Source organism: candidate division KSB1 bacterium, from assembly GCA_034506335.1.
Classification (GTDB): domain Bacteria; phylum Zhuqueibacterota; class Zhuqueibacteria; order JANLFK01; family Oleimicrobiaceae; genus Oleimicrobium.
This window is the reverse complement of the sequence record JAPDPR010000001.1, coordinates 218,839-241,523: the sequence shown is the minus strand read 5'-3', so window position 1 is coordinate 241,523 and position 22,685 is coordinate 218,839. Positions and strand designations below refer to the sequence as shown.

At 60.7% G+C, this 22,685-nt stretch carries 15 protein-coding genes; 5 read left to right on the top strand and 10 right to left on the bottom strand.

Translation table 11 applies throughout. From position 1 onward, the window contains the following. The first annotated feature begins 177 nt into the window (after positions 1-177). The 4 genes from ONB25_01015 (at position 178) to ONB25_01000 (ending at position 6,555) form a co-directional block, all read left to right on the top strand. Complete coding sequence (locus ONB25_01015) at positions 178-1,488, top strand: dicarboxylate/amino acid:cation symporter (GenBank protein ID MDZ7391469.1); 1,311 nt, start codon at positions 178-180, stop codon at positions 1,486-1,488. A gap of 45 nt (positions 1,489-1,533) precedes the next feature. Then, entirely contained in the window at positions 1,534-4,188 is a 2,655-nt protein-coding gene (locus tag ONB25_01010; protein MDZ7391468.1) for a T9SS type A sorting domain-containing protein, read from the top strand. 172 nt (positions 4,189-4,360) lie between these two features. Then, positions 4,361-5,452 (top strand): redox-regulated ATPase YchF, encoded by a 1,092-nt coding sequence (gene ychF / locus ONB25_01005; GenBank protein ID MDZ7391467.1) that lies wholly within the window; start codon positions 4,361-4,363, stop codon positions 5,450-5,452. Between the two features lie 47 nt (positions 5,453-5,499). Further along, positions 5,500-6,555, top strand: coding sequence for a flippase-like domain-containing protein (locus tag ONB25_01000; protein MDZ7391466.1), 1,056 nt, complete (start codon positions 5,500-5,502; stop codon positions 6,553-6,555). 268 nt (positions 6,556-6,823) lie between these two features. On the opposite strand, the gene ONB25_00995 is transcribed toward ONB25_01000, so the two are convergent. The 10 genes from ONB25_00995 to ONB25_00950 all read right to left on the bottom strand — a co-directional run bounded on the left by ONB25_00995 (position 6,824) and on the right by ONB25_00950 (position 21,692). Next, complete coding sequence (locus tag ONB25_00995; protein ID MDZ7391465.1) at positions 6,824-9,226, bottom strand: SMC family ATPase; 2,403 nt, start codon at positions 9,224-9,226, stop codon at positions 6,824-6,826. 24 nt (positions 9,227-9,250) lie between these two features. Next, positions 9,251-12,490 carry a DUF5110 domain-containing protein gene (locus ONB25_00990; protein ID MDZ7391464.1) on the bottom strand — a complete coding sequence of 1,080 codons (3,240 nt, stop codon included), beginning with the start codon at positions 12,488-12,490 and terminating at the stop codon, positions 9,251-9,253. A gap of 15 nt (positions 12,491-12,505) precedes the next feature. Continuing rightward, positions 12,506-13,723 carry an MFS transporter gene (locus ONB25_00985; GenBank protein ID MDZ7391463.1) on the bottom strand — a complete coding sequence of 406 codons (1,218 nt, stop codon included), beginning with the start codon at positions 13,721-13,723 and terminating at the stop codon, positions 12,506-12,508. A 139-nt stretch (positions 13,724-13,862) separates the two neighbouring features. Next, positions 13,863-14,660 carry a tetratricopeptide repeat protein gene (locus tag ONB25_00980; GenBank protein MDZ7391462.1) on the bottom strand — a complete coding sequence of 266 codons (798 nt, stop codon included), beginning with the start codon at positions 14,658-14,660 and terminating at the stop codon, positions 13,863-13,865. A gap of 9 nt (positions 14,661-14,669) precedes the next feature. Continuing rightward, positions 14,670-15,863: a hypothetical protein gene (locus tag ONB25_00975; GenBank protein ID MDZ7391461.1), complete on the bottom strand. Its 1,194-nt coding sequence runs from the start codon at positions 15,861-15,863 to the stop codon at positions 14,670-14,672. A 321-nt stretch (positions 15,864-16,184) separates the two neighbouring features. Beyond that, entirely contained in the window at positions 16,185-16,718 is a 534-nt protein-coding gene (locus ONB25_00970) for an N-acetylmuramoyl-L-alanine amidase (GenBank protein MDZ7391460.1), read from the bottom strand. 89 nt (positions 16,719-16,807) lie between these two features. Beyond that, a complete protein-coding gene (locus ONB25_00965) occupies positions 16,808-17,899 on the bottom strand; it encodes a GGDEF domain-containing protein (GenBank protein ID MDZ7391459.1) in 1,092 nt (363 codons plus the stop codon). A gap of 217 nt (positions 17,900-18,116) precedes the next feature. Then, entirely contained in the window at positions 18,117-18,695 is a 579-nt protein-coding gene (locus tag ONB25_00960; protein MDZ7391458.1) for a hypothetical protein, read from the bottom strand. A gap of 96 nt (positions 18,696-18,791) precedes the next feature. Continuing rightward, a complete protein-coding gene (locus ONB25_00955) occupies positions 18,792-20,834 on the bottom strand; it encodes a helix-hairpin-helix domain-containing protein (protein ID MDZ7391457.1) in 2,043 nt (680 codons plus the stop codon). A 6-nt stretch (positions 20,835-20,840) separates the two neighbouring features. After that, positions 20,841-21,692: a hypothetical protein gene (locus ONB25_00950; protein MDZ7391456.1), complete on the bottom strand. Its 852-nt coding sequence runs from the start codon at positions 21,690-21,692 to the stop codon at positions 20,841-20,843. Between the two features lie 127 nt (positions 21,693-21,819). On the opposite strand from ONB25_00950, the gene ONB25_00945 reads away from it, so the two are divergent. Beyond that, positions 21,820-22,683 carry a DUF4835 family protein gene (locus ONB25_00945; GenBank protein MDZ7391455.1) on the top strand — a complete coding sequence of 288 codons (864 nt, stop codon included), beginning with the start codon at positions 21,820-21,822 and terminating at the stop codon, positions 22,681-22,683. The last annotated feature ends 2 nt before the right edge of the window (positions 22,684-22,685 follow it).

The following is a 22,685-nucleotide window of genomic DNA, read 5'->3' as shown; positions in this document are numbered from 1 at the left end:
GCCCTCCGCAAGGCAGTTGGACAATTCATTGTTCCAAGTTAGCAGAATCACCGCAAATAATCAACAGGAAAATGCCAGGGCGATTTTTTCCCTTGCTTCTTTGCTGGATTTTCCGGAAATTCTCACTACGAAAAGCACCTCTCATCGCAAAGCGGTAAGCAAACCAGGGAGTGCGCAATGCTGGCCGATGTCCAGGAAGCGAAGCCTGCCCGTCGCCGGAGGGCTCGACACACCAAGATTTTCCTCGGCCTGGTGGTCGGCGCCACCTGTGGCGTGTTGTGCAATGTGTTTTTCCCCCAAGCCCCCGGTGTGCAGACGGTGCAAAAGTACCTCACCGACCCGTTGGGGCGGATTTTCCTGAACATGCTGATCATGGTGGTCATCCCTCTGGTCTTTTCCAGTCTTGCCCTGGGCGTGGCGCAAATAGGGGACCTGCGTCAGTTGGGTCGCGTGGGCTTGCGCACCATGTGCTACTTCCTGTTAGTCACCGCAGTGGCGGTCATCATTGGTTTGGTGCTTGTGAACCTCATCCGCCCGGGTGACCGCCTGCCGCAGAGTACCAAGGAGCAGCTTCTTGCTACGTACTCGACCCAGGCAGAGGAGGCCAAAGGGGCGGCCGAGCAGGCGCAATTTGGCATTCAGACTTTGGTGAACATCGTACCGCGCAACCCCTTTGCGGCGGTGGCCAAGCCCAACCCGGACATGCTCGCACTGATTTTCGTGTCCCTCATGGTAGGGGTCGCTCTCACTCTTGTGGCCAAGCCCAGAGCATTGCCTCTTATCCACCTCCTCGAATCCGTCAACGACGTGACCATTGCCTTGATCGGCATCGCCATGCGGTTGGCGCCGTACGGCGTGGCCGCGCTCATCTTCAGCGTCACCTCTCGCTTTGGTTTTGACCTGCTCTCGGCTCTGGCTGTGTACGTCGTGACGGTACTGGGTGGGCTGGCGATCCACCAGTTTGCGACATTCTCGGTCTTGATCGCCACATTCGCCCGCTATAGTCCGCTCAAGTTCTTCCGAAAGGTACAGACGGTCATGCTCACCGCCTTTTCCACCAGCTCCAGCAGTGCCACTCTGCCGACGACCATGGCCGTGGCACAGGAGAACCTGGGCATTCCGCAAAAGATTGCTGGGTTTGTGCTCCCGCTGGGTGCCACGATGAACATGAACGGCACGGCGCTCTTTGAGGGGGTGACGGTGCTGTTCTTGGCGCAGGTGTTCGGGGTGCAGCTTTCGTTCGGAGTGCAGGTGGTGGTGGTGATCATGAGCGTGCTGACTGCGGTCGGAGCAGCCGGTGTGCCGTCTGGTTCCATCCCTCTTCTGATCATCGTTTTGACCATGGTCCGCGTGCCAGCGGAGGGGATCGCAATTATTCTGGGCGTGGACCGCATCCTGGACATGTGCCGTACAGTCCTGAACGTCACGGGGGATATTACCTGTGCCGCCTATGTGGCGCGTGCAGAAGGGTACGCGTTGAGGGAATAGCGCCACAAGGAGGCACTGGGACCCAGCAAATGGGAGGAGCGGAGGATGAGTGGTGGGGATCTCAGGCGCGGCGTCCGTTCATTGGTGGCGAGGTGGGCTTGCTTGTGCTGGGCGACACAGGCATTTGCGCAACTGAGTGTCATTTCCACGGCGCCAATGGATGGCACTACTGCCGTGAGCACCAGCCCAAGGATCACGGTGGTGTTCACGCACCCGCTGGATGCCGGCGCGCACTTTATCACGGCCGGGTCGTTCGTCAACGACGGCCTGAGTCCACGCGAAGCGGTCCTGCAGGGACCTATGCGTTCCTTAAGCATTGACGGTAAGGCTCTATTCCTGGAGATCACGCTGAAGGCCGGCAGCAGGGTGCAGTACACCGTCCTGGGCGCCCGCAGTGTGACAGGTGAGATGCTGGAACCGCCCTATACCCTCGCCTTTACTACGGCGGACTCTCTGCCCAAAGGCTCGATATCCGGGACGCTGACATGCCCGGAACGTAGTCCGGTGGGGTCTTTCGTGGCGTTGATGAAAGGGGACCCTTTTGACGGAAGAACCCTCCTGGACATCGCCAGAAGCGGCAGGTTCTACCTCTGCGCGGACAAGGCGACCTGCGCCGCAGTTGCCCAAAGGGGAGATGGCCTCTTTGCGGTAAAGTATGTGCCGGCTGGCACCTGGTATCCCATTGCAGTTAGAGACCTCAATGGCGATGGGGAGTTGAGCCTTTTCGATGACGCCTGGGGCATGGTGGATGCCAATTTCGACCTCAAACCCGATAGCCTCGTGCTGGGTGACGGTGAGGTGCGAAGGGGGCTGGACCTTGTTCTGAGGCCTTGGCTGGTGCCGCAGACAGCGCGCGAGGCGATCAGCAGCCAATCGGGCCTGGCCCGAACATGGGCCGGTGATGCAGCGCCTTTCTACCTGGTGAGCAGAGCAGCGGAGAGCACGGGGAGGGCATGGGAATGGCAAGCCCAATTCCATTCGGCAGACCGGGACTCGCATCGGTCTGTAGTCTCGGTGGGGAGGCTCTGCGGTTACGAGTCCGGCCCGCCGCACGGCGATCTCTTCCAGAGCCTTCCCCAAGGATGGGTTGACAGCCCTGCGGTCATGGACAGTGCCTGGGCGGCCCTTGAGCGCTTGCTGCTCACGCCAGTCTCCATCGATAGCGTGCGCATGGAACTCGGTTGGTCCAGCCGCCACCTGCCCTTGCCCTACGCGCGCCCAGAACACCTCTGGGGCCTGCACCTGGAACCTTTGTGGCGCGTCCACTGCTATGGTGAGGGGGGGATGTTCAGAGAAGTCCTGATCGAGCCGTTTGCGGGGCAGGTGGTCAGGGTGTTTTCCCGGTGCACATTGAGCGCGCAGGAGGCGCTCGCGGCGGCCCAGGAAGCAGCGAGCACCGCACTGGGCGGCACACCAGTCCTGAGCTACGCCGGCGGCAGCGTGGGGGAGGACGGGTGCGCCTGGCAGTGGAGGTTCCGTTTTTCCGCCACCGCTGGCAGCAGAGTGGACGTGGCCGTCACGCCTTACGGTGTGCGGGAGGATACGCTGCGAGTTGAGGGCCTCAGGCAGTGGCAGTTGCCGCAGTACTGGATAGACAGCAAGCAGGCGGTGGAAGCCGCACGTGCCGCCGGAGGGGAAGAGTTTCTCGGCCATGTTTCCGGGGGGCGTATCAGTGCCGAACTCCTGTGGCTTGACCCTCTTTCGCCCCTCGAGCCGGTCACCGAGCTGGTTTTGACGCCCGCGCCTGCGCCGCCGGAGGAGTTGCTGGCGCGTTGGGCACTCGAGGTGGCCCCACGGGCGCCATTAGCGGCAGAGCTTGGCGCAGCCTGGCGGGTGCTTTTTGCTGGAAACGACAGCCGGGAATTCCTGGTGGTGCTTGTGGACCCGGCCACGGGCAACGTCATGCATCGGTTCCCCAGCGGGCCGAGAACAGCACTGGAGGCGCTTGCGCCCGCACAAACAAGGGCTCAGAACTGGGGACCACGCACGGGATTGGCGGCTGTGCTCTCCTGGTCAGAGGATGTGGACTCTTCCGGAGCGTGTGCCGCATGGGCCTATGTCTTCTCGCGACCCGGCCCCGATAGCGGACTCGTGCTGGTGAGCGCCGACGGGATGGTGGTTGCCGAGCTGCAGGTCTTCGCCTCGCCCAGCGTCGCCCACCTGCCACTGCCCTGGATGGACAGCCGAGAGGCGCTGCGCGCTGCTGAGCACGCGGGCGGTAGGAGCTTCCGCGAGCGCTATCCCGGCGCCACATGTACTGCGGTGCTGGGGCGCGGCTGGCTTGCTGCCCTGCCTGGCCGCGCGGCGTGGGTTGTGACCTACACGGCGCCAGGTCAGAGCGAATCTCTCGAGATTGTCCTGGATGCCGCAAACGGGGAGCTGCTCCTAGACGTGCCGCGGCAGTCACAGGTCCCCATGCCCACGTCGTGTGCGCTGTATCCAGCTTTTCCTAACCCGTGTAGCGCAGAGGCGAGCATACGATTTGCGCTTCCTGCGCCGGCACCAGTGTTGGTGCAGGTCTATGACCTGAGCGGGAGGTTGGTTTGGAGCTGGCGCCACCATGGCCTCGCCGCAGGGGAGCATTCCGTACGGTGGCCTGCACGTTCCCCCTCGGGGTCGCCCCTTCCGAGCGGACTCTACCTGGTGAGGCTGCAGGCGGGCAGCCAAGAAGGGTGGCAGAAGGTCCTTCTCTGTCGGTAAAGGCTTGGGGAAAGAGGGCATGGGTCTGGATTGGCATTCCTCGCGAACACCTTGGCGCGGGAATTGATCGCTCAGGTGCCGGAAGGAACAAGTGTGACGAAGTTTCTCGGGAACCGCTCGTAGCAATGGGGGGAGAGCCTGTGAGTGCGTCAACGCGTAAGGAGAGAGTGGCGTGCGCATAGGAATCGTCGGTCTGCCGCTCTGCGGCAAAACCACGCTTTTCAACGCCCTGACTCGCGGCCATGCACGAGTTGATAGCTTCCTCGGGGCAAAAGAGGAGGCACATGTGGGCGTAGTCAAAGTCCCGGATCCCCGGCTGGATTTCCTCGCGCAGCTTTTTCAGCCGAAGAAGGTCACTCCTACCACCGTCGAATACACCGACCTTGCCGGGGTAGAAAAAGGGGCGAGCAAAAAGAGTGGGCTTGGTGACCAGCTCTTGGGCAGAGTGCGAGTCTTCGATGCGCTGCTGGTGGTCCTGCGCCTCTTTGTCGACCAAACGGTGCCGCACCCGGAAGGCAGTATCGACGCCAGGCGCGACTTTGGCCTCCTTGCCATGGAGTTCCTCCTCTCTGACCTGGGCATCGTGGAGCACAGGTTGGACAAACTACGAAAGAGTGTGCTCAAGACGCACAGCGCAGATGAGCAGCGTGAAGTCGTGCTCATGGAGCGCTGCCTTGCGCTTCTGGAGAAGGAGCAGCCCTTACGCCAGCTTGATCTCAGCGCAGAAGAAGAGCGGCTTGTCCGCCCTTACCAGTTTCTCACCCGAAAGCCGATGCTGGTGGTGCTGAATATCGGCGAAGCGCAGCTTCCTGAAGCGCAGGCTATTGTAGCTGCACACGCAGATCTCATTGGAGGCCCTGGGTGCATGGTGTCGGCTGCCTGCGCTAAAATGGAAATGGAACTGGCCGAGCTCGAACCGGAGGAAGCCGCAGTCTTTTGCACGGAGATGGGGATTGAAGAGCCGGCCATGTCCAGAATCGTGCGGCAGTCCTACGAGCTGCTTGGCTTACTGACCTTTTTCACCTACGTGAGCGACGAGGTGCGTGCCTGGACGATCCCACGCGGCGCCACGGCCAGGCAAGCAGCTGGCGCAATCCATAGCGACATTGAGCGCGGCTTCATTCGCGCGGAAGTGGTCAGCATAGCGGACCTCCAAGCGCAGGGCTCGCTGGCCCGCTGCCGCGACAAGGGCCTCCTCCGTCTGGAAGGGAAGGAGTACATAGTCCAAGACGGAGACGTCATCACGTTCCGCTTTCACGTGTAGGCACGACGACCGGGAGGCATGAGAAGGTAAAGCAAGGGAGAACAGGAGTGGCGCGGAACGGAAACAGGTGGAAGATGGCGCTGGGGATCGCGTTGAGCATTTTTTTCCTGTGGATCGCCTTTCGCAAAGTGGACGCCCATCGGATGGCTGAAGCATTTCGGCAAGCCAACTATTGGTACCTGCTGCCCGGGGTAGCTGCCCTCTTCACGGCCCACTGGCTGCGGGCCGTGCGCCACCAATACCTGCTGGACCCTGTGAAGCACATCCGCCTCTGGCCGCTCTTTTCGGCCCTCATGGTTGGTTACTTCGCCAATACGCTCTTGCCGGCGCACTTGGGGGAGCTGGTGCGTGCCTATGTGATCGGCCGAAAAGAAAAGCTTTCGGGGAGCGCCGTCTTTGCCACGATAGCGTTGGAGCGGGTCATCGACATGGTGTCGTTGCTGCTGATCACCGCCTTGACGCTGACTCTGAGGCCTTTCCCGCCCTCCGTGGCCATCCCCAGCGAGGTGGGCACCAGCGGATACCTGATGTTGGGCGCCACGGCCGCGTTGGTGCTCTTCTTAGTGCTGCTAAAGGTAAAGACCGAGCCAGCGCTGCGTCTGGCGAACTCTTGCTTGCGCCCATTTGGCCAGGGCCTCCGTGAACGCGCTCTCCGCCTCCTGCGCGATTTTGTCGCCGGCTTGATGCCGCTCCGCCGATCCGCAGACTACCCAGTGGTGGCGGTCATATCGGTGCTGCTTTGGGTGGGGTACCTGGTGAACCTCTACTGCGTGATGCTCGCATTTGGCCTAGCCGGCTCTGGGGTGGGATTGTCTGCAGCACTGGTGGTGCTGGTCATCACCACCATAAGCATCGTGGTTCCCTCCTCGCCCGGTTACGTGGGTACCTACCACTACCTGGCCGTGTTGTCGCTCACCCTGTTCGGGGTTGACAAGAGCGTGGCCCTGAGCTTTGCTGTGGTGGCCCATGCCACAGCCGTGTTCAGCGTGACCATGGTCGGCATGGCGTGCGCGTGGAGCGAGGGGGTCTCGCTGAGCGCGATGTCGCGTCGGGAGCACCTGGCTTCTCACGGATACGACGGGCAGAGACCGGCAGGTTGCTAGGCAGCGAACCGACTATTGCAGGCCCCCCGGGCAGGTGCGGAGCGAGCTTTTAGGGGAAGCATTGCGCACCACGAGGGGTGCGAGCGCGATCGGGGCCGTTGCAAAGGAGCAAGAGGGCGAGTGCCTGTGTTGTCTGCCCTCGTGGTGGCGAGTTGGGCGCATGGCTTCCTTGTTGATGGCATCTTTCTCGGGCCCACTATGCCTGTGCAGCCTTTCGCCAGGGTCGGGTCTCCCACCTTTCCCCGAGGCTCTTCTCACCCACCCCTTCCTACACGAAGCGTGCGACGCTCTCGTGTTCTCCTTGTTCTGCCACGCTAATGACTACAGGGAGGCTGTCGCGCACCTGTTCTATGTGGGTTATGACAAATATCTGCCGGAAGCGCGCCGACAGCGTGTTCAGTGCGTTGAGGATCAGTTCGCGCCGATGTTCGTCCTGGGAGCCAAAAATCTCGTCCAGGACGATGAAATTCATGGGTGTCACGCCACTCCGCTCAGCTACCACTTGGCTGATGGCGATGCGCAGGCAGAGATTGGTGAGGTCCTGCTCGCCGCCGGAAAAGCGGGCCAGAGGGTAGGGCGTCGTACCATCGTAAAGGCGGACGTTGTATTCGTGGTCCAGCTCCAGGAGCGAATAGCGTCCTTGCGTGGTAAGACGAAGCAGCTCGGAGGCTCGCGCGGCAATCAACGGGCGCAAGCGGTTGGCAAGTTCCTGCCGGAATCGGTCGAAGTGATAGTCTAAGAGGTCCAAATAGCGCGCCTCATCTTCAGCCTCGGCGATTGCCTGCAACTGCCGTTGGTGCTCATCCAATTCAGCCAGGACCCGCTCCTTTTCCTTTGTCAGAGAGAGAAGCTCCTCGCGCACCTGGTAGTGCTCATCCTGGTGCTTTTCTACCATCTGTGTGCACCTCTCTACTTCTTCACGGGCCTGCTGGTAGGCCTGCTCGTCGAACCCGACAGAGTTGATTTCCTCGCGCAGTTCGGCAAGCTCTGCGGTTGCCGTTTCGATGGAGCGCTGCAGCCGTGTGACTTCCGCCTCCACACGCGGGCGCTGGTTCACCGTACCTTGGAGGGTGAGGGCCTGATTATGCAAGTCGGTCAGCTCGTCTAAGCGCCGCTTGAGGGTTTGGTGGGTCTTCTCATCATAGGCGATGGGTCCGAGGGCGGCGATCTCTTGCTCCAAGACCCTACACCTTTGTTGGTGCTCGGTCAGAAGCCTCTGCGCCTGTGCCAACTGCTTGGACGCCTCGAAGGCGGACTGTCTCTTTGGCAAGAGCTCCTCCTGGAGGCGACGGAGTCTGGCAAGCTCCTCCTTGCTGCGGGTGCGCTCTTGAATGGCGAGGCGTTCCTGCTCCTGATAGCGACGGTAGTCCTGGCGGAGCTGCTCCAGCTGCTGCGTAAAGTTGCGGAGCACAGCGGCGTGCTGCTCGCCGAGGGGGCGGGTGCAGACAGGACAGGGACCCGTGGGCCCCAACTGTTCCACTTGTTCCCTTTTGTGCCGCAGATCTATGCCTCTGTTCTCGACTGTTTTCCGGTCTGAGGCCAATTGTCGAATGTGTTCCTCGGCCTTTTCGAGTTGCCTCTCGAGTACTCCGATGCTGGCGCTCACTTCCTCCAGTTGGGCGGTGAGTTGGCCCAGCGTTGCCGCCGTGCTTTCCAGCTCGGCGATGGAACTTGAAAGGCTTTCCATCTGCTGCCGGAGGCGCGCCAGTTCGGCTTCCTTTGCTTGGCGTGAGGCAAAGGCGGTCGCGGCCTTGTCCAGACGCTCCTTCTCGGCACGCACCCCAGAGAGCTCTTTCAGTTGAGGCGCCATCTGCTCCAGTCTCACCTTTGCTTGCTCTAGCTCTTCCAGCTGGCGCCTGGCGCTGGCCAGAGATTCCTGCCATTGCCTTATGGCGCCAGTGAGGTGCTCCTGGCGTGAGGAGAGCTGGACAAAGCGGTCGCGCGTGACACTCAGCGCCTCGAGCTGGGTCTTGGCCTTGCGCAACGCCTGCCGTGCCTTTTCCAAAGCGGCCTTTGCCTGCCCTTCCTGGACCTTCTTGTCAGCAATGCGCGCCTCGAGCTGGGCGAGTTGCTCCCGGAGGAGCCTTTCGTCCTTGAGACTCGCCCTAAGGCCATCGCTGTAATCGCGGCGCCTGTTGCGATCCTGCCGTACCTGCTCCCGGATGCGGTCAATCTGCTCGATGTTGATGAGCCGGTTAATGCACTTGAGGCGCTCGGCCGTAGCGAGGCGCGAAAAGGTGTCCAACTCCTTTTGTCTGGCAAACACCGAAGCAAAAAACGACTGGTAGTCCAGGCCCAGGAGCTTTTCCACAAATTCGGTGACGCCAGAATCTTGCACGGCTGCGGGCGTTTCGACCCCGTCCCTGTAGATGGCCGCCTCGGCAATCGCATTTTTCCCCTTTAGTTGGCGCACGACTCGGTATTGATGGCCTGCACATGAGAACACCAGCTCTGCAGCGCACACGTCGCGCACTGAGGCGAATTGGGAGCGGACGTCGGACTTGTCGGTGCGCACGATGCGGTTGCCATACAGCGCCCACCCCAGCGCTTCGACGATCGTGCTCTTGCCGGCCCCGTTGGGCCCAATGATGCCGATCAAGTTCTCGGGAAACTCCAGCTCCAAAAATCGAAAGCGTCGATAATTGCGCAGCTGCAGAGACTCGATGACCATCGGCCTGATTCACCCTTCCTTGGGTCACTCGACGTACGTGTTGATCAGCCCGGGAACGGGTCGCCCACGCGTATCGGTTACCTGAAGGAAAAAGCCCCAGCTCCCCCCCGTGTGCGCCGACTTGATGAGCACGCGGTTGCGGCCGGCGCGGAGGTGAACAAGGAGGCGATCCTGTCCAATCTCTGCCGGCCTTTGCTGGCGATGTACGTGCACCATCTCCCCGTTCACCCACAGCCGATACCCGCCAGTGGAGCCCAGGGCAAAGAGCACCTGCATCTCCTTGGGGCTTTCCAGCTCGGTCACGGCATAGGCGGCTACATCATGCCCGGACCAGATGGTGTTGCGCAAGTTGATAAACACTGCGCCGGTGGACCGACGGGGTGGACGCCACTGCCACTTCTGCCAACGTACCTGCCCAAACCTGCCCTGGTAGCGCGCACCGAGGTCAATTTCGTACTCCGGCGGTTCCATCCGGTCCAACGCCTGCCCATCAAGATTGTCGAAAGGTCCTATCAGGTGGTATGCCTGCAGAAACGTCGCCGGGAAGACAAACTCCGCCGGGTAGTCAAATTCCTGGTTGTTCCAGCGCAACGAATTGTTCAGCTTGAAAAATACGCGGTCGACGCTGAAGCGCGTCGGAGGCGTCACGAGGAACCGAACCGTGAACACCTCGCCTGGCAGCAGTTTCCCCTCTACTATCTCGCTTCCTTGCACACAGTGCTGCCACTCCGGGCTCACTTCCAGTCGGCTACGCACCAGGATGGGAGGTGCAACCGCGCCAGAGGCGAAGGTGCAGGAAATAGGCAAGGTGGCCTGGCCGCCGAGCACCTCGCCCAGCCGTGGGCATGCCACAAGCTCAAAGAGCTGCTCAAGGAGAGCGCGGTGTCTCCCCGTATCTGGCAAACGTGCCACACGCTCTGCGAGGCCACGCAGGGTCGCGGTAGTTCCTTCAAGTTCATTGCGCAGCAGCTCCTTTCCCGCCGTCCCACTTACAGCCCCCTTCCAATATGCGTGGACCCGCTTCTTTAGGGTCCACACCTCACGCCTCAACGGCGCCCACACAGATTCGGTCGGTACCAGCTTAGCCACCCTTTCTACCTGGTGCAGGCAGTGTTCGGCAGTAGCCAGGAGCTGCAAATACTCGGCGTCCGCTGTGCAGTTTACCGAGATGACTATCGGCTCGCTCGGGGAGCGAAGTCCGGTTTTGACCAGCACCCAACGAGCCTTCTTGTCAAAATGCCACGCCTGTTCGCTGGTGTCAAGAACCCTTTTGCTCCGCGCCTGGGGCAAGTTGCGGCCGTTCAAGGCTACCCCTGCCGGCTTTGGAAGCCCAACTAACCGAACCACATAGGCCCGGGCCTTCGGCGCACTGGGATAACTCCCGGTTGCTGGCCCCAAGGTCACCCTATGGTGCCCGGAAATGATTTCGTAGATGATAGGCGTGATGCGGTATTGGCCGCTCTGGAAGGCCAGCGTCTCGCCGTCATCTTCGTAGAGCGCAAACGAGCCGGCAGAGCCCGTGTAGACGTCGATGCTGAGCGTCTCAGGGGTGCCGCTGCGCGCTTCGTTGGCCTGGGGGATGATAGCGCCTGCGCGGGCAAAGAGCGGCATCTCCGCCAGAGACGAGCGCCACACCGCCACCTTTGGCCCCTGGATGCGTCTGCCGGTAAAGAGGTCCACCCATGCGCCCGGTGGGAAATAGACTTCTTTTGTGGCCACCCTACGCCGACCCGGCTCGTCGATCGGTGCAACCAGAAGTTCGCGTCCCAAAAGGTATTCGTGAGGATAAGTATATGCCTCTTCAACGTGCGGCCACTCCAAGTAAAGGGGTCGGCAGAGGGGCAAGGCTCTCTGATGGGCCTCGTGCGCATAGGTGTAGAGGTACGGTAGCAAGCGGTAGCGGAGCTGAAAGAAGTGGCGCACGATGCGTTGGGCTTTGGCGTTGTAATGCCATGGTTCGCGTATGCCATGGTCGCTATGCAGGCGCAGGCAAGGGCTCAATGCGCCGAATTGCACCCAGCGCACGTAGAGCTCATCGTCCAGCTTGTTGCCGAAAAAGCCGCCAATGTCATGCGTCCAATAAGGGATCAGAACATTGCCTGCAGTCGCCGTGAAGGCGATCTCGTAGCGGAGCACGCCCCAATCAGAATAAGTGTCGCCGGAGAAACAGATGGGGTAGCGGTGGGAACCCGGTCCTCCGTAGCGGCTGAAGATGAGGCCTCTCTTACCCGTGTAGGACTGACTCTTTTCGAAGTAGACCTTGTTCGTCCACATCTGCCCGTTCACACCGGGCGCCGCCGCTGCTGCACCGTCGATCCACCAAAAGTCCACTCCTTGTGCGTGAAACGGTTTGTGCAGCAGGTCCATGAACACCTCGGCGTGGTCCTTCAGGGCTAGATTGAAGACGAAAGAGCCATCAGGTGCCAAGCTGCCTGTGCCAAGTCGTGCACACACCTCAGCGTAGCGGCTCTCCTCTCGTGGAAGTAGCCCGGGGTGATTGTTGAGAGTGACCTTGAGTCCCTGGCGGTGAAGCCACGCAAGAAACTCCTCTGGCTTAGGAAAGTAAGCGGGATTCCAGTCGTACCCTTCCCAGCCGTGAAGATGCCAGTCCACATCGATGACCAGCACGTCCAGGGGAAAGCCCTCCCTCTGGAAGCGAAGCACTACTTCGCGCAGTTCCTGCTCCTTATAGGGCCAGTAGCGGGAGTACCAGGCGCCAAAGGTCCAGCGTGGCAACAGCGGTATGGCGCCAGTGAGCCGGGCGTATTCTTGAAGAGCCAAACCATAGTCCGTCCCATAGCCGAAGAAATACCAGTCTTGCGCATCCGGTTCCTTGCGGGGAGCGTGCCACCCCTCGGGCGTGAGCAAGGCGTGACGCTCGTCTTGGAGCACGTAGAAGCCGCTGCGGCTGAGGATGCCGTCGGGCAAAGGAGGCAGACTACTTTCGGAAACGCCGTCCAGGCTGTGCAAGGTGCCGCCCAGGTTGTGGGGGTCGCTTTGCCCTGGCCGCCAGCTCCGCCATTGGCTCCCATGGCGATACGTGATTTCGAGGTTGTGGGGCGCAAACGGGCCGGAATCCTCGCGGTACCGGATGCGGAGGCGCTCTCCCTCCAGACAGAGGAAGCCGTCACGGGCATACTCCTTCGCTTCCAGCCGTGGCCAAGAGCGATTGGTCACCACCACCGAAGGCTGGTCCACAAAGGAACCGCTGGGGGAGAACTCTAGCCTGACCAGGGTTGGGGAGAGCAAAGTGAATCGCACCATTGTCATCACGTGGTGTCACTTTTGGTGGCCGGACGTTGGCACGTGAAGCAGAGAGAGCAACAGGCAGGAAACGCCTGCCAGGGCAGCACCGGTGCCGAAGGCGACACCCGGCCCCAGTTTCTGCCACAAGAGACCCATGATGACACTGGCCGGCAGGGCGCCAATCCCTATGGCAAAATTGAAAAGGCCGTAGGCGGTCCCTCGTTCTTCTGGTCGCACAAAGTCTGCGACCAGAGCCTTTTCTGTCCCCTCGGTGAGGCCGAAGAAGAGGCCGTAGAGCACAAAAAGGGTCCAGGCGTGCCAGCTGGAACGGGCGAGGGCGAAGCCGGCATATGTGAGCGCGTAGACGAGCCACCCTGCGATAATGACGCGCTTTCTACCGATACGGTCCGACAGGCTGCCTCCGGGCAGAGACGTTGCGGACTTGACCACGTGGTGGACCATCCACAATGTCGGCACCAGAGCTGCGGGTACTCCTAAGTTACTCGCCCGCAACAAGAGGAACATGTCGCTGGAGTTGCCCAAGGTGAAGAGGAAGATGATGCCCATATAGCTGAAAAAGCGGCGGTCAAACTGTCGCCAGGCTAAGGTGGGCGCAGTCACCTCGGTGTGAGAGACGGCATGCTCTTTCACCAGAGTGATGAGCACCAGGATGCTGAGGGCAGCGGGGATGGTCGCGCACCAGAACACGGTGCGCACATTGGCGGTGACGGTGCCCAGCATGAGGGTAGCAATCAGTGGTCCGAGGACCGCACCCAGATGGTCCATCGCCCGTTGCAGGCCAAAAGCTTTGCCGCGACTCGTCGCGGGCACAGAGGCCACCAGCAGAGCGTCGCGGGGGGCGGTGCGCACCCCTTTGCCCACCCTGTCCCAGAAGCGCACCACCAGAACGTGCCAAGGTGCAGCAGCAAGCGCGGTGAGCGGGCGCGCCAATGAGGAGACCCCATACCCGCCCACCGTCAGCGCTTTACGACGGCGCAGACGATCGGACAACCAGCCGGAGAACAGCTTCAAAAGACTGGCAGTGGTCTCGGCGATCCCTTCCACTACGCCGAGAAACGCCGGCCCCGCGCCGAGTACCGTCGTGAGAAAGAGCGGGAGCAAGGGATAGATCATCTCGCTGCTGATGTCGTTGAGAAGGCTGACCGCACTCAAGGCCGCCACGTTACGGGTCAGCCAGGCGCGGGGTGCCCAAGCTTCCTTCTGATGCACGAACGACTCTCTCTCCGTCATGTCATCTTCTCCAGCAATTGGCAGAAAGGGTGAGCTCAAAAAAATCCGGCCTGGGCAGTAGGGCCCAGCCGGATTCAGACGTGCTCGCCCCCGGCCGTGGAGCGGCCTTCAAACAACAAGGTGGACTTTCAACCCTCGGTCACTGCAGCCGGTCCAAGTAGTTCTGCGCCCGTGGCGCGAATTCGCTCTTGGGATACTCAACCAGCAGCCGTTGAAACTCTTCCTTGGCGCGCAGCGTATCGCCCAGGCGCAGGTAACAGAGGCCGATCTTTAGTTGCGCCGCGTCACTCTTGTTGCGGTCCCCGAGGCCAAAGACTTTCTGAAAATCGGCAATGGCCTGTTCAAAATCACCGAGTCCGTAGCGGCATTCACCAATCCAATACTGGCAGTTATCCGCCAATCTGTGGTTCGGCTGCTCGGCAAGAAGGGCTTCGAACAAGGTAATGGCCTGGCGGTATTGGCGCTTCTGATAAGTCTCCAACGCTTGTTTGTATCTTCCTTCGTAGCTGGGGGTGCCCGACGGCAGCGTTGTTGCCGGGGCCGTTTTCAACTCCCGGAGCTCGCGCTGCAGTTCATCAATGCGCTCAGATTTCCTGGCCACCTCGGAGCGCAGGGCAGCAATCTCTAGGTCCTTGTTCTCTAACTGCTTCTGCAGCGCCGCCACTTGAGCCGAAGGTGTGACTGACTTGGTCGACTCAGCAACGGAGGTCGCTGCTTTCTCTTCCTTGGTCACGCCCAGCAAGCGCAGCACCTCCGCCTCTTCTGCGTCTTTGTCCGTGGGCCGGGCTGCCGGCTGTTTCTCGCCAAGGAGTTCATCTACGTTAAATTGCTCCTCGGCAGTAGGTCCTTCCTTGGGTTTTGTCGACGCACAGCCGATGAGGAACGCCATGGCCAACGCCCCCAGGATGCACCAGCGGCACTCAAGCGTCCGTTTCATAACTCCTCCCTACTTTTGCCTCCGCAACACCCAGAAACTGGCCGCGCCCCATCCAAGCGCCGCCACGGTTGCGCCAACTCGCCGCCATCGCGACGGGTACCGAAACACTTTCACGGTTAATGGACGCCGTGGGACTCCCGAATATCCTAGGCCTCTCTTTTCGGCATTCACTGCAGCCACGAAATACGTCAACCCGCTTTCGACAATGCTATCGGGAATCGTTGCCTCGTAGCGATAAGGCACCCTTCTACTAGGAGCCATGGGGGCGACGGACCAGGTGCTGTTCTGGTCCAGGCGGTAAAGCGCCGCGCACACAAACAGGCTGTCGCAATACACGTCGGCCTTCAGTGTCAGCGCTTTGTGGTGCTCGGCGCGCCGTACAGGGTGGTGTACGACCACCGGCTGGGTGTCGGGGGCAGCTTCCTGGCGCGCGATCTCGCGCACCTCCTCTTCCAGTTTCATTTTGCCCCGGTAGTAGCGAGCAAAGTCAGGATTGGCTTCTGGCACCCCGTCGTGGTCCATGTACCCGTCCTGATCCTCGGCAATGGTTTCATCCAGGTCTAACTCCCGCGGCACACCATCGTGGTCGCGGTCGTTGGGGTCGCGGGTTGGGAAGACAAAGTGCAATGCAAGGTGGGGAGTAAGAATGCCGTCCGTTTCGTCGCCGCTGGCCCGGTTGTCCAGTGCATCCACCACAGTCGCCCGCACGTCCACCCCTATGGCAAGGGTCACTGCGTTCGTCAAGCGCGCCTGTAGGCCGCCGCCAACTTTGGCGAAGGCATCCCACCCCTTTCTGATAGTGATGGTATCAGCCCATTGGGACCGCCAATAGAGAGCCCCTGCGCCCACGCTCGCATAAGGGGTGAACCGGCGCAAGGGGAAAAGCCGAAAGATGACCTCAGCATCCACCGGGGCCGCAAAGGTCTTGTCCCACTGCAGGGCCACCCTTTCTTGCCAATCGCGGCTGTTGAGCGTGGCGTAGCTGGCAGATAGGCCGAGGGCCATGTATGGCACAGGTGCATACTCGAACCGCGCGCCAAAAGTTGGGCATAAGCGTGAGGCGGCAAGGTCACCTTCCAGTTTGCTGAAGCCTGCCTGCAGGCCAAATGCCACACTGCCCCACCCACTCTCGTGACCATGGGCAAGCATAGGGGGTAATGCCAGCACGGCCGCGGCAACGAGCACCACGGGTCTCGCGCGCATCCTGTTTTCCCGTTAAGTGATGTACTTTGTTTGGATTATCCTGGCGAAATGTACCAAACTCCCGGGAAAAAGTCAAGCGGTTTATCGCCACCGCCGTGGCGAAGGCAAAGACATTCGTTTCTGGTGGAAGGCCAGGCACATCCTGTGGCCCGCGAAGGTCATAACCTTCGCCTCGGCGCGGCAGCTCCGGACAGAGCGTTGCGAGACCGGCAGCGCGCCAGAGGCCATTCAGCGGCCGGCCACAAGAGGCCTTGGTACGGCACGAGGGACACCCTACCAGAGCTAGCTACCGAGGTGCACGAGGTTCGATAACTACACGGTTCAGGCCCCTGTTACCCCGTCAGCGATTGCTCTTGCCAGCGCGGCCTGCCGGTCCGGGGCAGCCAGAAATCGAAGCTGTCGCGGATTAGTGATGAATTCGCACTCAACCAGCACCGCCGGCATGTCCGTAAGCCGGAGAACCGCAAAGTTAGCCTCCTTCACGCCCCGGTCCAGGTGGTCGGGAAAGCGGCGCAGCATGGAACCGAGGATGCTGCGCCCATAGCGATTGCTAATTGTTGCCCCTGGAAAGTGAAATACCTCCATCCCCTCAGTGGCAGGATCGAAGGAGGCGTTGGCGTGGACGCTTATGAAAAGGTCAACGTCCAGTCGGTTGGCAAAATCGGCGCGGGCCTCGAGGCTGACATACCAGTCACGCCGCCTTGTCATCACCACCTCATGCCCTCTGGCGCGCAACTCCTGTTCCAGGAGCAATGCGATAGCGAGGTTGACAGTCTTCTCCTCGAGCGTAAACGGATTAGTCCCCACAGCTCCGGAGTCCCGGCCGCCGTGTCCAGCATCGACGCAGACTCGCATGTGCACCTCGCGGTTACCTGGTGAGCAGCACAGAGTATGTCTTTCTGAAGTGCGTTTGATTCCCAGTTGCAACGAAGGGCCTATGTCACTCAGGCCTCATCAAGAAAGTGCGATAAGCGGTTTCTCCCCCGCTGCTTGGAGAGATAGAGGCCGCGATCAGCCAAGTCCAAAAGCCGCATTGGTTCCTCGGCATCGGTGGGTAACGTCGCGATGCCAAGCGATATAGTCAGCTTGCCTCCGGGTAGTACCTTTTCGCCGGGAAACGGGTTTTGGGCCACGGTCAGGCGCAACTTTTCTCCCACGGCCCTGCCACCGGTGCTGTCGATCTCCGGCAGAAGTACGACAAATTCCTCGCCCCCAAATCGTGCCACCAGGTCAGCTTGACGCGTGTGCCTGCGGAGCAGAGCCGCCACGAGACGCAGGGCCTGATCCCCCTCGAGATGACCATTAACGTCGTTGTAAACCTTGAAGTGGTCAATATCGATGAGCAGGAGCGTGAGCGGGTGCGAGTAGCGCAAGGCACGGGCCACCTCTTGCCGCAGGCGCTCCTCCAAATGGCGCCGGTTGTAGAGGCCAGTCAATGGATCGGTGATCGAGAGTTCTCGTGTTCGGGTGAACACGGTCACCTTGCGGAGCACGATAGCCAACTCTCTCGCTGCAGCCGCCACCAACTCCCGATCGTGGGGCGAGAATCCGATGATAGGCGTTCGTGCCACAATGAGCAAACCCTGGACTGCACTTCCTGGCTCTGGTAGCGGCGCCACCAAAAGCTCGTGCTGTTCGTCTGGGTGCGCAGGTAGTAGCTCTTCGGCGGCATTCGGGGCGAGATGCACGACTTGAGCTGCGTCGATGGCCTGGGCAAGTTGCCTTACCGTCCTGGCAAGGGTTGACACGTTGAGGTTTCCCAAGGATTCATCTGCTAGGGGCAGGCATAGCCCTCCATCACCATGGGGAAGCACTACTGCAAACTCCGCGTGAGGGACAAACGCGGCCATCGCCTGTCGGAAGGACCGCAGGGTAGGCAACAGCTCCAGATCGTCGCTCAGACAGGAGGTCACTGCATGGCGAAGCTGAAGGTCATGCAACTGCGCCCTAAGAGCGGCGAGCTCCAGCTCCAACTCGGCCACCTTGGCCGAAAGGAGGGCAACCTGCTCCGATGCGTGGACGGTTGTGTCAGACATTGTTCTCTTTGCAGCCTACGACGTGGCTCCTGGAATACGCGCCCTGCTCTTTGGGCCCTTTCGGCACCCCCTTTTGGCGCTGAGCAGGGACCACGCTGAACGGGTTAAGTCAGCAGAATTGAGGATCCCCCCTGTCATGTAAGGCCTCGGCGCGCCCCTGCAGCACTGGCGAGATGGCCAAGTTCCACAAGGCGCAGGGCCTTGGTGCAGCGGGTGTTCACCTGGCGACTCGGGCAGGTTCCTTTGCCGATGCCGAGTCTCCGCTCCCCCGGCAGGACTCGAGCAGGGTAATCAGCCTGTCAAAGCGTTTAGCAGGGGAGAGCTCTGGCGACGTCCGCACCTGCAGATTAAAAAATGGGTCTCGCCGTTCGTGCGCGAAACAGAGGCGTACGCGTGCACCACTCGCCACGGCCATGGCCGCACTCGGCAGGTCAAACTCCATGTGCAAGTCAACGAAAGCGTCCGCACGCAGGGCGTGAATCTTCTGCCACAGTCGGCGATTGGGGAAGCGTTTGAAGCGCAACTCATTGGGGTTCACCTCCCACAACGCCGTCTCCTCTATCCCTTTAGGTAGCGACTGCCCCTGCCGCGAGAGAAATCGAACGTGGCTCACACCAAAGAGCTCCACAATCCGTTCCACTGTACGCGTCAGGGCTTTTGTTTCTTCTGGGAGGTTGGGCAAGGCCACCAGGACGGTCTTGACCCTACCCAATTCGTGCCAGAAGTCCTGTGGCTCGTCAGAGAGTAGGCGCTTGGCCCGCGCCTGCAAGTAGGCAAAAAGAAGTTTATCGAGCATGCGGTTTCTCGGCCCTTATTAGTTTCCTTTCGCAAATGTACACATCCGCTACGAACAAGTCAATACCTATTTTTCTTCTCTCCTGCTCCACATTGCCTATCCGCCCACGTCCAATTGTACGGATAACGAACGCGCACTGGGGCCTTCGGTTACGTCCAGGCCAGAGCCCACGGTGGCCCGGTCGTCGTAGTGCGTGCTACTTAGTTTGACCCCCAGAGACGATTTCCCTGCCACTCTCGCCCGCAGCAACACGTACCAGTGAGAGCCCCGGCCGCTGAAACCCCTGTTGGTCAATACACCGGGCAAATCGCCCTCATAAGCGTATATGCGGGCGTCGTAGTCGTCGGTGTCAAAGACCAGAAATCGAAACTGACACTGCCATCTCCGGCGCAGCTTCACGGTGAGGTCCTGGGAAAGGAGGATGCCTGCCGATTCCTTCTTGGGCCACGGGGTGAGTCCACGCGGCGCGCTGAGCACATGGCTCTTTTCAAGTCGTCCACGGAGCGACACATGCTCGGAGGCGTCGAGCTGTGCCTGGAGGCGCACATAGAGGCGAGTCTGGTCCGCCACCACGTCCACTTCTCTCGACCAAAGGTCCAGCGTTTTCGTGAGCTCTGTGCGGCGTGCATACCGGAGGCGGAACAAACCGAGTGTTCCGCGCAGGAGACGCTTTTCGAGCTGGAGGAGACCATCCTCCCCTTCGGCGGGTACCGGCACGTGATAGGTGCGCCACGGCATCTTGTAGCTGTCGAAGTAGAACGAAAGGCGTGTTCCACCCCTTGGGTGCCACTGGCCGCCCAGGTAAAAGCCCCGCTCGTTAGCCGTCACCCCTATAGAACTGGCAAAGGGTAGGGCATAGGGATTGAAAAAGTCGGGGTCGTAGTCGCGGTAGTGAGCAACTAGTTTGACCCGTGGCAGTTCCAACAGCAGACCGCACACCAGAGCCTTTCCCTCACCGGAGGAGCGTGCAGCCTCGGCAAAAAGCAGCGCCGAGGGGAGGGTAAAGCTCAGGTCCGCACCTGCCACGTGATGGCGTGTGCCGCGAAAAGCAAATCGCCGGCGGAGCGAATCAGGCGGATTGACGGGGCGGCTGTAACGCTCCCCGTACCAAGTCACGCCAGCTTTGAACCGGCCCACACCATAACCCAGGCGGCCTCCTACAGCATCCGACGTCACTGCTTGTCGTTTAGCCCTTTCCGTCAGCGTGCGATGGTAGCCGGTCTGGTCAAAGGAGGTGACCTGGCCTTGGGCGTCGATGGTGGCGTCCAACGGAAGATTTGAACCGAAAACTGTCAGTGCCAGGGAACCGATGCTGCTTTCCACGGCCAAGCCGCGCAGTCCACCATACTCAGCAGCGGAACTGTACGGACGCAGACCACGGGCCTTGCGGACAGCAGTTGCCCCAGGGTCACTCCCCTTGCCGTGTCCATACGGACTCCACATGACCAGGCCTTGCCCAAACTCCAGCTGGTAGTGGCCGAGGACTATCCGCGTGGCGGCATAGGGGAGCGAAACCTGTAGAAAAAAGTTTGCATAGTCGTCGAACCGTTGCTCCCCTGGGTCTTTTTCGAGCAATCCACCTCCCTGAATGGCGCTGCCCAAACCCCACCTCAACCGCGCATAGGTCTTTATTGGGGATCCGGGAAAGGCCCCTGTCTGGAAGCCTCGCGAGCGCTCCAGGCGGGTGGAGCCACGCAGACGTAATTCTGCCTGCCAAGGGCTGGGGACAGGGGGAACGACGATCAGGTAGTCGGCGATGGTCTCCAGCAGCGATTCGTCCATTTCGGGGATTTCCAGGAGTTCGTCCAGCACCTGAATGCGACCGTGTGCTCGGCGAAAGGCGACGATCTTGGCGGCGAGAAGCGGGCTGAGCCACGGCAGCTGCTGCAGCTCCGCCACCGTGGCGCGGTTGACGTCCAAAGGGTGCGCGCGCAAATTGGCCAGAACCTCGGCTATCTCAGAGCTCTCAGAGACGTCCTCCTCTTGTTCCAAGACTTGCTCTGGCTCGAATTGTCCGTAGGTGACCGTCGCGACAAGGAACAGGGAAAAACAGAGGAGCCATCGCGTGGTGGCTTTGTACCCAATTCGCATCCCAACAATCCCGGCGAGGCGGAGAAGGTAGGCTACGAGAAAAAACATCCGCAGTTACTCCATGCCGATCCTCAGGGACATCGAGTGGGTGATCCCCAGGTCGTAGTGGTATGAGGCGGCGTAATCGATCCGCACCAAACCCACCCAGAGACCGAACCCAGCAGCGAACCTTCCCGGGTTTGATTGCAGGCCGCAGCGGACCACCAGGGGCGGCAGCGGGCGGTATGCGGTGCCAAGACGGAGCTCAGCCGGATAGCGCACGTCCTTCTCCACGTCGAAAGTGACCACAAGGGGCATCACGGGAGTTATGCAGAGGCCAGTCGCCAGGACCTGCGGTAGTGGCTCCCGGCACTCACCGATACGAGGCCGGTTGAGGTTGCGAACGCTCACGCCCCAGTGGATGGTGGGGGAGACGGCGGCAAGCAGCCCCAGGTCGATGCCCAACGCCGAGGCCGCGCCGTAGGACGTGATGCGCAGATGAAACAAGTGTGCGGCCGCGCCCACGTACAGGCGTGGAGTGACGATAAAACCGGCGCCGGCAGAGAATGCCTGCTCTTGGTACGGCGCCCGGCCAAAGAGACGCGCGGCTACGGCCACCCCTCCAACCCGCAAAGGCAAATGGGCACTGATGCCGCTGGCATCCAATTCCTTGAGGCCGAAGGGCCGACTGTAGCTCACTAGCCCGGCTGGTCGCACCGCGGCGGCGACGCCAGCGGGATTGATGAGGATGGCCTCCGGGCCCCGAGCGTAGCCTACGTAGGCGCCCGCCATACCCGCAGGTTCAGCGCCACAGCTGAGATGCTCGAAGGCAGCATAGCCCGGCACTGCACCCCAGAGCAGCACCCCGACTGCAAGCACGATGGCGAAGACACGAGCTCGGCAACCTGAACAAGAAAGAGCAAACATAACTCTTGACATTCTCCCGAAAATCTGGTAACTTTTTTTGGTAGTCGCTCGCAGGCGACTTTTCCTAAGGGCGGTAGACGTCCACGCAAAGCTCTTTGTTCTGGGCGTGCACAAGAGGAGAACGGTCATGACTTTGACACAAAGGCTCGCCATTACGGTGGCACTCCTGGTGGTCATCTTCCTGGCAGGGGTAATGCCGGCCTCTGCCCAGAAAGTTGTCCCACGCGTGAAGACCATTCTCCAAACCCTGCCTTTGGAAAAGCAGGAGTGGATGCGCGATTTTCACGAACGCGTGGAAAGTTACATCCGTGCTCGCGACTGGCACGATAAGAACTATGGTGGCGAAATCCACGTGAACATGGAGTTCCTCCTCCAGGACAATAGCACCAGTTCGGAAGAGCGCTACAGCGTGAACCTGTTGGTGTCCAACGGCGAAGACCTGCAGTACTTCGATAAACGCTGCCGGTTCAAGTACACCCACGGCGAACAGATCTCAGTGAATGACCCCGAACAGCTCCCCTTGACAAACTTGATCGATTTTTACGTCTACCTCATCCTTGGCGGCGAATTCGATAAGCGCGGTACCCTGGAAGGCACCCCCTTTTACGAAAAGGCGCGGGACATTGCCCAGCACGCCCGCTACGGCTTGGGCCGCTTCGTCGAAGGGTGGGACCTGCGCGAGAAGCTCGTGAAAGACCTGCTCAGTGACGCCCATCGCCCCTTTCGCGAGATGGTTGACTACTACTTCTACGGTCTATCGCTCGTGGGCGAAGATGATGCTCAGGCCAGGAAGTATTGCGCTGAGGCGGTGAATCTGTTGGTCAACCTGCTAAGCCAGCAGCCGAAGAACGACCACGCCGCCAAATTTGTCGATGCCCATCGCCGCGAAATGATCGCGGTGCTTGCTAATAGCCCGGAGGCGGCGGTATTGCATCGGTTGGCGCAGGTCGACTCGGCCACAGCTAAAGCCGTAACGGCCAGGCCCGAATAGCC